Consider the following 12,755-nt stretch of genomic DNA (forward strand, 5'->3'; position numbering starts at 1 on the left):
GTGATAATATGCTTTGACTTCAAAGCATATTATCCTATATAATAGTAATTAATAGTTATTTAATTAAGCTCTTATTATTTGCAAAATTGTGCCGCTATCAGGTGGTACAATTTCTTTTTTTTCTAAATATAATGTTCCAGGAATAGCAGCATTAGTTTCACCGCTAAATTTAAAGGTTATATGTCCAAGCTCTAACAAATTTTGATTAACTAGCTCTCCAACTGCTGTAATCTTATATTTTTCATTTCCAATAATTAAAATATCGTCAGCCTCTATACCTTTCACAAGATTATTATCAGAATGAATATAGCAATAATCTTGAAGCTCCTGTGGAACATTTTCTTTAAAAATTATGAACATATTGTGGTTTAAAAACTCACTGGCACATTTTCCTATGTTAGTCACCACTGTCTTATAAATTAGCTCCATTGTCATTATCCTTTCCTTAAGCGGATGCTTTTTATCTATATAGTCCAAAGCTTGCAAGCCAAGCAACAATAACTGTCGGTGCCCCTGTTAAAAATCTTCCATATAAAACTGATGGCACTCCAACTTGTACTGTTTCTGGTTCTGCTTCAGCTAGTCCAAGACCTACTGGAATAAAATCTGCAGCAGCTTGTGCATTAATAGCAAATAATGCTGGAAGTGCTAAGTGAGGAGGAATATTTCCTTTACCAATTTCAACACCTATAAGCACACCTACTATTTGAGCTATAACAGCACCAGGCCCTAAGAATGGAGAAAGCAATGGGAATGAGCAGATTAATGATATTATGATTAATCCTAATATATTTCCTGCTAATGGAGTTAATAGGTTTGCAAACCACTTTCCTGCTCCTGAAGCATTTATAATTCCTATTAGTGTAGCAACAAATGCCATAAATGGAAGTATTGTATGAATTACTGTATCAATTGTATCTCTACCAGCTTGGAAGAATATGCTCGTAATATGACCAATTCCAATACCTATTTTTGCTACTAAACCTTGGCTCTGTTCACTTATTTTTTTATTTGTATCATAAGCCATCTGTAATACCCCCCTATTTTTATTAATCTAATACTTCTAAATTTTGTACTTTCACAGCGGAAACATAAATATCTTCTTTTATAAACATTGCTAACGGACCGCTTTTTCCAGTTGCCATTATATTAACTGTTGGTATTTTCTTTTGTGGATATATTCCACATCTTAAAGTTCCTCCACAATTTATAACTGCACAAGCAATCTCATGATCCTTAACGCCATTTTTAAATCCATCTACAAGCTCACAGCCGGTTAATTCTGCTAACTTTACTGCTACTTCTGGTTTTGCTCCACCTGTTATATAAACTATTTTATTTCTTGTTTCATTTGGTTGTATAATTATAGGTCCGCCCCAACCACCTGAACCTCTGGTAATTTTTACTCTTTTATAGCTCATATTTATTCACCTTCCTGTCATAAACTTTAAGTTTCATAAATTAACCTGCAAAACTATTGCTATGTGTAATATCAACTGTTGTCTTTAGTTTAATACCTTGTTGTTTTTCAACCATGGTAGTAGTGAAATCAGTTACCCATCCTCTAAAGAAGTTTGTAATCATACCTACTAAAAAATATCTAACAGCTAAATCCGAAGTAGATAATCCTAATTGAGTTATTCCATTAGCTATTCCTAGAAAAACGAATAACTCACCTGGATTTATATGAGGAAATAATCCATTCATAGAATGACAAGAGAAACTGCCTGCTGCGTAATAGCTTGGCTTATATTTTTCAGGTAAAAACTTACCTAATGATAATGTCATTGGATTAGCAAACACGAATGTACCTATTACTGGCAACACTAAGTATCTTGTAATTGGATTTGCAGCGCATTTTCTAGCAAGCTTTTCAATCCTTTCTGTTCCTATAAACTTGATTAAAGCATTCATCACAACAAGTAATGCTACTAATAAAGGAACTATTCCATTTACAAAGCTTACAAAAGTTTTTCCTCCCTCTCTAAATAGATTCATAAACCAGTCTGAACCATTTGCTAGTGATTGAAAAAATGCACCCATTTTATAATACCTCCTTAAAAATATGAATTAATTTGATTAAACAGCTTCACTCTTTTGTCCAGATTCACCTCCCTTAAAAGCAGTGAAGTTCTTTATAGCGTCTAAAATTGCTAACCTCATAAATTTGTTGTATCCTTTTATATCCTCTTCAGATATTTCCGTTATCTTTTTACTTTCAAGTCCATAAAATTCTTTAACTTTTGAAAATACTGTTACACCCTGCATCTTTCTTCCCTCTACAACTCTATCTTCTTCATCAAGAAGCAGCATTATAATTGTTCCGGCTTGAAAATTTCCTTTTTTTCTTCCTATAGCAACTCTGCCTCTCTTTCTCATTTCTATATAATTATTATTGAAATTTTTTATTTGCATAAGTCCAAAAAGGAAGTTAAGTATCCACATAGCAGTTCCAAAAATAATCAATTTTAATACTGGATTCATGAGATAATCTCCTTTTGAAGTATAGTTTTATATTCAATATAAGTCCTAGCTTTGCTTATGCTTTCAATAAGCTTTTTGTTTTGACATAGTTTAAGTAATTCTTCATAAGTTTTGATTAACAAGTCGTGATCTATATTATCCTTAGGTATTATCATAAGAATTATTATTTTAACCTCGTTTCCTCCCCAGTTAACAGGCTTATCCAAAATCCCCATAGATAAAGTTATTTTATCTGATTGCTCACTTACCGCATGAGGTATAGCCACATAGTTTCCAAAAGCAGTTGGAGACTTTAATTCTCTTTCGATAACTCTCTCTTTGAAATTTTTATCTATATTCCCAAGATTAATAATTTTATCAAGCATATCTGAAAGATTGTCAATAAAAGTTGTCTTATTAAGTAAAAAGAACATATTTTCCTTTATAGTCATCTGCATTAGTGAAAGTCCTGGTTCAGTTATTTCAGAATTATATTTCTTATTGTAATATTTCTTTTCTATCTCTTTTATAAGTTCATTTTCATTAAATAAAGCAGATACCTTAATTATTGGTGCTTCTGTATCTATTCCAATATTAACTGTTGTAAATATAACATCATAGCTGTCTAACAGTTCCTTTGTTAAATTTATATCTGAAAAAGTATTTATAATCTTTCCTTCTCCTAAAAGCTTTCTAAGCTTTATGTAGAGAAGCCTGGCTGTTCCTAACCCTGTCCCGCAGACTAAAGCCACTTTTTCTATATTAGAAAACTTCTGATTACTCCTTTCAATATAACTTCCAAAATGCAATGCTATATATCCTATCTCATCTTCACTCACTTTTACATTACATTCTCTTTCTATGGTTTTTGCGGCTATTTTAGCCATTTCATAGGGTAATGGATAACAACTTTTAATTTCCTTTAAGAGAGGATTATTAGTACTTATATTAAAAGTCAGTCTATTTAAAGTAAAGTTTAAATGATACTCAAGACTTAGTATCAACTCTCTATCATATTTAATTTGAATGCCTGTAACAGAAGAAACCTCTTCCAATATTTTATCTACTAAGTGCTTTACATAAGGGTTTACTCTAATATCTTCCATTTTATCGTGTTCAATTGGAGCCTTTCTTGCTAAAATAGGAAGAGTTAAAAATATAATTTCATTATGATTAATTTTAATTTTAAATTCTTTTTCAATTTTCTCTTTTATTTTCTGTGCTAAAATGTACTCCTCAGTCAGACTAATCTTCTCATATTTATTTTCTATTTTTTCTATACACTTATTTGCATTATTTCTTATTATCATTACAGTAACATATGTCATTATTCCTCTTAATGTTTCATCAGTTAGATTTACATTACTATGTTCAAATAATTCCCTTATATAACTTTCAATATTTTTATATAGTCTGCTATCTATGTTTCCAAAATAATATTCGGCTGCACCTACATTATTTAAACCTTTACAAGCCCAATGCAAAATAAATAGCCTTAAACAAAGCTCATTTCCCTTAATAGCAATACCACCATTTTGCTTTCCTTTAACCTCAACACCATATATATTTAATACATTAGTCAGCTTTTTTAAATCATTTATAATAGTAGTTCTGCCAACATTAATTTCCTCTGCTAGTTCATCTATTGTAATAGCATCAATGGAATTTACCAATCTTTTTATGATATATTTGATTCGCTCCTCTGGTGTATTTAATAACTGCCTTTCATTTTTCTTTAATAATAAAGGCAAGATATTCTCCTCAAAACTTTTATTATCATAAATTTCAAGCTTATATCCATATCCTCTTATATTTTCTAATTGACAAACTTTTGGAGTTAATAAGTCATTAAGTTGTGAAATATAATTTCTTACTGTTCGCGTACTTACACCAAGGAGTTCAGCAAAATCATCTATGGTATTATATTCTTTTTGATTAGCTGCTACTAGTATCTGCAGTAGTCTGCTATCAATCAGACTTAATTCCATCTACATCTTCCTCTCTATACTATCTGATTATATTTTAATATATATAACATATATAATTAATACATATTTTTTCAAAATTCAATGTGAAAAAATTAAACTAATTTTTAATTAACTTATGAATTCTATTGTTTATGTATAACTTAACAAATAATTATCTAAAAAAATACCAGCATAGTATTGCTGGCTTTTTTATTTTATAAATCTATTTTTCACTATTACATATAACTTTTATTCTTAACCTGTATATATTTATTTACTGCAGTATACTCAAGTTTTTCCGCTTCACATTCTATACAAAGCACTCCTCTTTTATTTAAAAGGCTTATTATTTTTTTTCTTTCATTCAAAAGCTCAAGAGCAACACCTTTATTAAACAAATCTTCAGTATTATTTATTTTATCAGATGCTATCCTTTCTACACTTTCATTTTTTATAACTATTATAATAATTAAATTATTTTTAGAAATAATAGGCAGCACTTTAAGCATACTTTCTGCCTCTTCTACTGTTTCAAAATCTGTAAATAGAAATATTATGCTTCTATGCCTTTCATTTCTCTTAAAATAATAAAAAGCTTCATCATAATTTGACGTTAGATTTGTAGACTCAATGTGATAAAGAGTCTCTAGTATTGTATTTCTGTGTCCTGCTCCCTTTCCAGGCATTATCATACTGTTTACTTTAGTGTTAAATAATAAAAGTGCAGATTTGTCACCATTTTGATTTACCACTTCTGAAAGCACTAGAGCCGTATTAATAGCTAAGTCCAGCTTTCTATTTCCTCTTACTGTGTAGCTCATAGGTCTTCCTGAGTCAACAAATATATATACATGCTGGTTTTTCTCAGGCTCATACTGATTTACTATAGGTCTTTGTCCCCTTGCTGTTGCCTTCCAGTTAATCTTTCTGTATTCATCTCCCGTTACATATTCTCTCAAACTTTCAAAGGAAGTCCCTTTCCCTAGCATTTTCAAATTTCTCTGACCATCCCTGAGGTTTCTGTTATTCGTTATTGTAAGCCTATACTTACGCAAATTTTTAATATTAGGATAAACTTTATAGTCTCTTTCAAGTTTTACCTTGAACATCTTCATGCATAACTTTAGTTTTCCTTCGTATCTAACATGAACATTTTTAAAGACAAAGGCACCTCTTTTCTTTGGCACCACTATATAGTAAAATTCTCTTTTTTCATGGGGAGGCACTTTACCTTTCATTATCTTTTCAGAAGCTTTAAAGTGAAACTCTGGCATTTCATCCTTAAGCTCTACATAAATTTCAAAATCATTTTTATTATATACACTAAAACTTACAGCCTCATTTTCATAAATAGATAATTTTTCATCTCCAATCCTTTCAATTTCAATAGAATTTTCCTTAGGAGATATAAAGTAATCTATTATAAGAAGTACAGCACAAATCAGGTTGTAAATTATGAAAAAGCTAAGGTAAACTCCTAAAAATACTGAAAGAGTCAATATTATAAGTCCAAGGCTCAATATATACACAAAACGTTTTGTAACACTCAAAACTATCACTCACTCTCTATTTAGTTAATTTCATTTAATAAATCTGTATTTAAGCTGGAAAATTCTCATATTTCTTAAAATTTTCCTAAAGTTTAAATAGCAGATTTACTTTGAAATTTACCTTGGCACTTTTACTTTTGAAAGTATATCGTTAAGCACCTGCTCACTCTTAACTCCTTCAAGCTCCAGCTCCGGCTTTAAAACTATACGATGTCTTAAAGTTGGGATAGCCATTTTCTTTATATCCTCTGGAATAACGTAATCACGTCCATTATAGGCTGCACAAGCCTTTGCACATTGTAAGAGTGCAATAGAACCTCTTGGAGAGCTTCCTATATCAATAGTTTCATTATTTCTGGTTTCTGAAATAATATTTACTATGTATTTTAAAAGGTCTTCCTCTACTTTAACTCTTTGAACTACCTCTTTGCATCTTAATATATCCTCACCGCTGCAAACCGCCTTAATGTTAGCTTTATCTAAATCTACACTTGAAAAACCTTCATGATGTCTTTTTAAAACTTCTATTTCTCCTTTATTTGAAGGATAATCAATGATAATCTTCATCAAAAATCTATCAACAAGAGCCTCTGGAAGAGGATAAGTTCCCTCATATTCAAGAGGATTTTGTGTAGCAAACACCATGTAAGGAGCTGGCAGAGTAAAACTTTCCCCCTCAATTGAAACCGTTCCATCTGCCATAGCTTCTAAAAGCCCTGCCTGAGTTTTTGGGGGAGTTCTGTTTATTTCATCTGCTAATATAAAGTTAGTGAAGATAGGTCCTTTTTTAAGTTCAAACTCTCTAGTCTGCATATTAAAGATTTTAGTTCCTGTTATATCTGCCGGCATTAAATCTGGAGTAAACTGAATTCTTTTAAAATCTAAGGAAATTACTTTTGAAAGAGCCTTAACCATAAGTGTCTTAGCAAGCCCCGGCACTCCTTCAAGCAGCACATGTCCTCCAGCAATTAAACTTATTAAAGACTGCTCTATAAGCTCCTCCTGTTCTATAATAACCTTCTTTAATTCTGTATTTATCTTTTCTATAATTTCGTTTACTTTATTTTTTTCAAAGTATTCCAATATAACTCTCTCCTCTTACTTAAAATTTTTCTTAAACTCTCTATTGTACTGATTATATGCATATACTCCTTAGAGCTTTTTTTAGAATTGTTCTTTTTTGCAAATTCATATACCTTTTCAGCCTTTTTCAAGGAAGGAAGTTTCTCTCTATCCCAATACTTTAGAAAATCTTCCTTAGAACAATTTAGTTCCTTTAAAAGACTTTTATAATATATATCAAACATTAAGTCCCAGCATTCAGCCTGTTTATAAAGAGCAGCTGCAGAGTACAGATATTCATTTTCAGTTCTCTCTGTTTCCTCATAAAAGGGTATAGGCTTTCCAAAACGCTTGCTTTTATAGTAAATAACTGCTGTAAGCACAAATATTAATTGATATATAATAAACTTTATTTGAACAGGTATAAAGTCCCACAGCGTGTTTTGAACTTTTTGGACATACATATGACTTTCATTAAAATATATTTTTTTGTTTAAAACTGTTATCTCGCTATAAAGCTCGTAAGCTTTATCCTTTCTTAAAGCTAAAGTTTTATTAGTTATAGAGTCTATATCAGCACCAATAATCTTGCCTTTTCCGTGATTATAAATTTTTAAGCTGCCTTTAATCTCTGGTACTTCTCCATATGCTAAAAACTGAATATTCACAGGAGTAAGATAAACTAAAGTACCACCATTTTTAATCCAAGCTTCAACTTCTTCACTATTTGCGTTGAAACCTCCTGTTTCAGCTACAATCTGAACGCTGTTAATATCCTGAGAAGGAACCTGAGCTGTAGTTTTATCTACGGGATGCTTCAGTTCCTTTAAAGTTTGAAAAAATATACTATAACCAAACCGTCCTTTATTATCCACAATATAACTCGGCAGATTATTTTCTACCCTGCTTGAAAGATAAAATGCTCCAATAAGAAACAGTGGAATGAGAATTATAAATAAAATTAAATCTCTGCTAAGCTTTTTCTTCATAATTCATCACCTCATTCCATAAAAGGCTTACGATTCTATTCCAATTGCTGTAATCGGTACTTTCAACAGATTTTTGTCCATACCAGGAAGAATTGAATATATCCACTAAATATTTAAAACTTTTTAAATTAGGAAATTTTCGTGTTTTTAAATAACTATAAATTTCTTCGTTAGTTTTAGTTTCATCTAAATAAACTATATTTTTCTCATGCATTAAAAGCAGAAGTGCTATAAATTCATATCTTACGCCTTGCCTGTAATCCTCAGATTTTATAAACTCTGCTGCCTTTTCTCTTAAGCTGTCTGGTGTTGTCCTGCTGTCTATCTTCTCTCCTAAAATTTCTTTAATTCTGGACTTTTTCTCTAAGCTTCTGTTTATCTTTAATGCTATAAGTATAATAATACCTGCTATAACAAGTATTCCAATAATCATAAATATAGTTGAAAGCCTATCCGCTAAAGAAGTTACATTCTTCATATTGGAAAAAGTTCTTTTTAAAAAGTCAATAAACCAATTTTTAAGACTTTCCTTTATTCTTTCTATTAAATCTCTTAATATATTCTTAAGATGCCTATATTCTGGTCTTTGCAATATATCATCTATAGTGTTATTAAATTCTATTTGGGATGCTGCTATTAATTTCATCATTTTTCTGTATTTCCTTTAACTTTAATATTAAATCGAAGCCTTCCTTTTTAAATCTTTGGTTAAAATACAAAAAAGTTAACATAATGTATCCTAAAGGCGAAACTATGAGCCAGTATACTATGCTTAATGGAAATTGAAGATAAGTTGCCGCTGCCCCTATTGCAGCAAGAAAATCCTGCTGAAAATTTAAAAGCCTTAATATTAAGAATACTACACTTCCTAAAAGAGCGAAAAAGCTGTTAATGGATATTCTTACAGCATAAAGAGTTATAGTTATTAAAAGAGTTGTTCCAAAAAGTTTCCAAAAGTTACTGTGAACTAATGAAAAGCTTCTTTTTATTGAAGCAAATACTCCTTTTTTTTCTATTACTGCTGCATGAAAGGCAAAGGAAAACCAGGTTATGTAGCCAAATACAACAAATATTGCAAAAATGAAAACTGCAGCCCCAGCAATCATAAGCAGAATTACATTTATATCAATACTATTACTTACAGAAAAGGCAGCATTAAGAGCTTTAAAAAGCACATATCCTATTCCTCCAAAGGCGGCTATGCCTGGAATAAATAAAATTATGGCACATATAACTATTCCTGCTGTCTTAAAAAAGTTTTTAAAAGAAACTTTAAGGGCACCGTCTACAAGAACTTTCTCCTTAAAATATTCCTGACTGGAGATTTTAATCATTCCTATATATTGAGTAAAAGAAATAGTCATTATTACAATTGTAAGAAGTGCTATAATCATTCCTATAAGCACAGGACTCTTAATAAAAACTGCTGAAAGTCCTATAGAAATTCCACCTATAATAATGAGTATGAAAATACTTATAAAAATAATAATTCCATAAATTAAAGTAAAGACAACTATAGTCTGCATATATTTTTTTAATATTTCTATAGATTTGTCCATAATTTCTGATAAAGTCATTATTTCCATGATTAACCTCCTTCTCATTTAACCTGTCGACAAAAATATATTTGAATTCCTTATACTGATGATACTTATGTAATTCTATTATAATATTATTAATCTTAAGTTATCAATCTATTTCCTTTTTTACCAAAAAACAAACATTACTTTCAGTCTTAAAATTTATTTATAAAATATTTCTTCAAAATATTAATTTTATTTTGAAAACTCTTGCTTTTTCTTCCGTCATGTATTATCATATAATTGAAAGGAAAATTTCAATATTTTAAATAAATGCAATAGAACTTACATATTATAACTTTTATTGGAGGTGTTTTATATATGTTCAGTTCAGACTATGACTATTTAAAAAATTATGAGTTATACGAAAAACAGCTGTCTCTAGGTGATGAGTTTTATAGAAACGAACGTAATTACAACAAACTAAATGGAAATTATAGAAACGCAGTAAGCAATATACGCAATATTTTGTTAAGCCTTCCACTCTTTAAGTCCATGTAATATGTAAGAACCTTAAAAGTAATTTGCAAAAATCCCTGCATATGATTAAATAAATTAAAGAAAACCTCTATTTAGTATGTATTAACAACTAAATAGAGGTTTGTTGTTTTAATTACGTTTCTATTAATTGCAATTTTTATACTGTAAACACATAAAAAGATGTTCCCTAAATAGTGCAGTCTAATTTTTTATAAAAATTATTTAATCTTAACTGCCATATAGAATTCAAACCCTTTAGCCTGACGAGCTTCTTTTAAATTTCCCGATATATTTAAAAATATAAATTTTACTGCTATTTTTTCATTTTCATCAGTAAAAGTCATTTCCTTAACTGGCAACAACTTCTCTGAACTATTTGTTACATGTTTCTTAATAAGTTCATCTGTAAAAGTATTTAAATCTTTTAAATAAACTTCTTTTCCTTCATAACTTATTTTAACTACAGCAGAGTCATAGTCATAAAAAGCGTGCAAATTTCCTGATTTAGAATTTAAAGTTCTGGCATCAAAAATATAATCGTAGCCTTTTATATCTAAAGGTCCTTCAGAATTATTCAGTACAAAATTAAAATAACTTCCTTCTAAAACATACTGATTTTCAAAACTAAAACCAAACACTTTATCCATATTTTCAATCTTGAAATCAGCTGGAAGATTCTTTACTTCTGTTAAACTATGGTTTCTATTGAAATAATCAATAATGCTGCTTATTTGAATTCTGTCTTCCTTAGATACATTTGAAGATGCCAGTATTTTACTGTCTGACAACATATTATTTTTTAAAAGCAGGTTTTTCAATCTTTTATTTTGACTGAATTTTGATACAGAAAAGCTGCTAAAAGGACCAAAAACTGATACTATTGCAAGTACTGTCAAAATTAATGGAATTATTATATTAACAACTTTCTTTCTTATTGAATAATAAATCATTACAAAGGTTACCCAAACGGCAAGAACTATTACATAGTATCTGTTTTCTGTTATACCATAGGCATTTATCCTTATAAATATTGAAACAAACATCATTGCTAAAACAGGCAGTATTACTTTAGGAAAATATATTACAAATATTTGAGACCATTTTTTTTCTTCTTTAATGGGAGATATTAAAAATAATACTATAACAGTTACAACTGAATACCAGAGTACTAAATTTGCAACTAATCCAACGGGCCACTGCCTAGTTATAATTATTTTTGCAAAATAAATGTACAATATTGAGTTATATACTGTTATAAGAGGCATTACAATATAAAGCAGCAATACTTTTAAAGGTTTAGGATACATCTTTGAAGCCAAACTTTCATTTTTAAGAGGTATTTTAGCTAAAAAGTGAGTTACTGCAAATATGAATACAACTATAAGCCAAGTGTAGTAGTATACTTTTTCATCTATCCTTATTCCTAAAAGCTTATCTATTGTAAACAGTATTGCAGAAAGCCCTGCAAAAAGTACAACAGAATAAATTACAGTTATAGAAAAATTCCCTGCAATTTTAACGACATACATTTCAAATTGGTCTTTTTTAGGAAAATAGGGGATAAAAATAAAGGTAAGATATAAAGCAAGACTTACAGCTACATATCTGGAAATACTTACCATTCTTAAATCCTTTAGTAAAAGGCTGTAATAAGTAAATAATAGTAATAAGGAACCTGCATAACTAATAATCAAAGTATAAGTTTTTTCCTTATTAAGTCTTTCAAATAAAAGCCTTATACAAAGCGACACAGGTATTCCAAGGGCAAGCACCATAGCTATTTTTCCTAGGTTATCCTTATCTGTTGGATTTTCAGAAATAATAATTAATACTGCAGCAACACAAGCTGAAAATATAATTGTAAATGGAAATCTTTTTACGCTTAAGTAAAGTGCCATGAACATTGATTTAATATTGATTAATAGCTTCATAAAATACCTCCATTGCTTATTTTCCATAATTTACTTATATTCATCATACAATATAATTTATATAAATCCAATAATTATTTATTGTTTTTCACTAATTAATTGCAAAAATAAAACCAGTAAACAATTACCGGTTCTATAACTTTTACAAGTATTAACTTTTCTTATTTTATTATATTAATGATTGTAATTTTTCAAATATCTCAGGATACTTTTTCTTTATATTAACTATTTTAAAATTATTGTCCACAAAAGCATGTAATGTGCTTCCTTTTGCAATTTCCTTCTGATCTTTTTCCCTGATAATTGAATAGTTAAATTCCGCTTTAACTGGTGTTAATTCTTTAATCCAAGTCTTTATTATTAGTTCGTCTTCATATTTTGCACCCTGTATATATCTGCAATTACTTTCAACTAAAGGAAGCATTATACCGCTTTCCTCCATTTCTGAATAACTAATGCCGCTCTTTTTAATAAACTGTGTTCTTGCTTCTTCAAAATAAACATAGTAATTAGAATGATGTACTATACCCATTTTGTCTGTTTCTACATATCTGACAATTACTCTTGTTTCATTTACACACAAACTTAACACATCCCTTCTGTATTTTATTATTGTATATATTATATCATAAATTATCTTTTGTTTTTCTGCTTGGAAACCTGCAATCACATTCATATTTTTAATGCATTATTTATAGCAGAAATAAATGAATATAATATATATTAATCAAAA

12 protein-coding genes and 1 pseudogene are annotated in these 12,755 nt (G+C 29.4%); 1 reads left to right on the forward strand and 12 read right to left on the reverse strand.

Features of this window, described 5'->3' with window-relative positions; genetic code table 11:
• Nucleotides 1–63 precede the first annotated feature (63 nt).
• The 10 genes and pseudogenes from M2651_RS04540 to M2651_RS04585 form a co-directional block, all read right to left on the reverse strand.
• Nucleotides 64–477 carry a PTS glucitol/sorbitol transporter subunit IIA gene (locus M2651_RS04540; protein WP_252131154.1) on the reverse strand — a complete coding sequence of 138 codons (414 nt, stop codon included), beginning with the start codon at nt 475–477 and terminating at the stop codon, nt 64–66.
• A pseudogene (srlE, locus tag M2651_RS04545) lies at nt 461–1,421 on the reverse strand (PTS glucitol/sorbitol transporter subunit IIB). Before srlE ends, M2651_RS04540 begins: the two are co-directional and overlap by 17 nt.
• Before the next feature lie 40 nt (nt 1,422–1,461).
• The gene (gene srlA, locus M2651_RS04550; protein ID WP_252131155.1) at nt 1,462–2,043 is read right to left on the reverse strand and encodes a PTS glucitol/sorbitol transporter subunit IIC; all 582 of its coding nucleotides are present in this window, start codon (nt 2,041–2,043) and stop codon (nt 1,462–1,464) included.
• A 36-nt stretch (nt 2,044–2,079) separates the two neighbouring features.
• The gene (locus M2651_RS04555) at nt 2,080–2,484 is read right to left on the reverse strand and encodes a transcriptional regulator GutM (protein ID WP_252131156.1); all 405 of its coding nucleotides are present in this window, start codon (nt 2,482–2,484) and stop codon (nt 2,080–2,082) included.
• Nucleotides 2,481–4,451, reverse strand: a complete 1,971-nt coding sequence (locus M2651_RS04560) for a BglG family transcription antiterminator (RefSeq protein WP_252131157.1) — start codon at nt 4,449–4,451, stop codon at nt 2,481–2,483. Before M2651_RS04560 ends, M2651_RS04555 begins: the two co-directional genes overlap by 4 nt.
• Nucleotides 4,452–4,666: 215 nt before the next feature.
• A complete protein-coding gene (locus M2651_RS04565) occupies nt 4,667–5,980 on the reverse strand; it encodes a DUF58 domain-containing protein (protein WP_252131158.1) in 1,314 nt (437 codons plus the stop codon).
• A gap of 117 nt (nt 5,981–6,097) precedes the next feature.
• Complete coding sequence (locus M2651_RS04570; protein ID WP_252131159.1) at nt 6,098–7,063, reverse strand: AAA family ATPase; 966 nt, start codon at nt 7,061–7,063, stop codon at nt 6,098–6,100.
• Nucleotides 7,036–8,031 carry a hypothetical protein gene (locus M2651_RS04575; RefSeq protein WP_252131160.1) on the reverse strand — a complete coding sequence of 332 codons (996 nt, stop codon included), beginning with the start codon at nt 8,029–8,031 and terminating at the stop codon, nt 7,036–7,038. The genes M2651_RS04570 and M2651_RS04575 overlap by 28 nt, the downstream gene beginning before the upstream one ends.
• Complete coding sequence (locus M2651_RS04580) at nt 8,015–8,680, reverse strand: hypothetical protein (protein WP_252131161.1); 666 nt, start codon at nt 8,678–8,680, stop codon at nt 8,015–8,017. The genes M2651_RS04575 and M2651_RS04580 overlap by 17 nt, the downstream gene beginning before the upstream one ends.
• Nucleotides 8,643–9,617 carry a hypothetical protein gene (locus M2651_RS04585; RefSeq protein ID WP_252131162.1) on the reverse strand — a complete coding sequence of 325 codons (975 nt, stop codon included), beginning with the start codon at nt 9,615–9,617 and terminating at the stop codon, nt 8,643–8,645. Before M2651_RS04585 ends, M2651_RS04580 begins: the two co-directional genes overlap by 38 nt.
• A gap of 315 nt (nt 9,618–9,932) precedes the next feature.
• Between M2651_RS04585 and M2651_RS04590 the strand changes: the two genes are divergently transcribed.
• Entirely contained in the window at nt 9,933–10,112 is a 180-nt protein-coding gene (locus M2651_RS04590; protein ID WP_252131163.1) for a hypothetical protein, read from the forward strand.
• Nucleotides 10,113–10,309: 197 nt separating this feature from the next.
• Here the strand turns inward: M2651_RS04590 and M2651_RS04595 are convergent, their stop codons facing one another.
• Both M2651_RS04595 and M2651_RS04600 read right to left on the reverse strand, forming a co-directional pair.
• Nucleotides 10,310–12,022: a DUF4153 domain-containing protein gene (locus tag M2651_RS04595; RefSeq protein ID WP_252131164.1), complete on the reverse strand. Its 1,713-nt coding sequence runs from the start codon at nt 12,020–12,022 to the stop codon at nt 10,310–10,312.
• A 169-nt stretch (nt 12,023–12,191) separates the two neighbouring features.
• The gene (locus tag M2651_RS04600) at nt 12,192–12,605 is read right to left on the reverse strand and encodes an acyl-CoA thioesterase (RefSeq protein WP_252131165.1); all 414 of its coding nucleotides are present in this window, start codon (nt 12,603–12,605) and stop codon (nt 12,192–12,194) included.
• Nucleotides 12,606–12,755 lie beyond the last annotated feature (150 nt).

The sequence above is a fragment of the Clostridium caldaquaticum genome (assembly GCF_023806125.1).
In the GTDB taxonomy this organism is placed as follows: Bacteria; Bacillota; Clostridia; order Clostridiales; family Clostridiaceae; genus Clostridium_AT; species Clostridium_AT caldaquaticum.

What these genes read in the sequence shown, in the direction of transcription:
- srlA (WP_252131155.1), bottom strand. Translation starts at nt 2,043, where the DNA reads ATGGGTGCATTTTTTCAATCACTAGCAAATGGTTCAGACTGGTTTATG.
- M2651_RS04555 (WP_252131156.1), bottom strand. Translation starts at nt 2,484, where the DNA reads ATGAATCCAGTATTAAAATTGATTATTTTTGGAACTGCTATGTGGATA.
- M2651_RS04560 (WP_252131157.1), bottom strand. Translation starts at nt 4,451, where the DNA reads ATGGAATTAAGTCTGATTGATAGCAGACTACTGCAGATACTAGTAGCA.
- M2651_RS04575 (WP_252131160.1), bottom strand. Translation starts at nt 8,031, where the DNA reads ATGAAGAAAAAGCTTAGCAGAGATTTAATTTTATTTATAATTCTCATT.
- M2651_RS04580 (WP_252131161.1), bottom strand. Translation starts at nt 8,680, where the DNA reads ATGATGAAATTAATAGCAGCATCCCAAATAGAATTTAATAACACTATA.
- M2651_RS04585 (WP_252131162.1), bottom strand. Translation starts at nt 9,617, where the DNA reads ATGGAAATAATGACTTTATCAGAAATTATGGACAAATCTATAGAAATA.
- M2651_RS04590 (WP_252131163.1), top strand. Translation starts at nt 9,933, where the DNA reads ATGTTCAGTTCAGACTATGACTATTTAAAAAATTATGAGTTATACGAA.
- M2651_RS04595 (WP_252131164.1), bottom strand. Translation starts at nt 12,022, where the DNA reads ATGAAGCTATTAATCAATATTAAATCAATGTTCATGGCACTTTACTTA.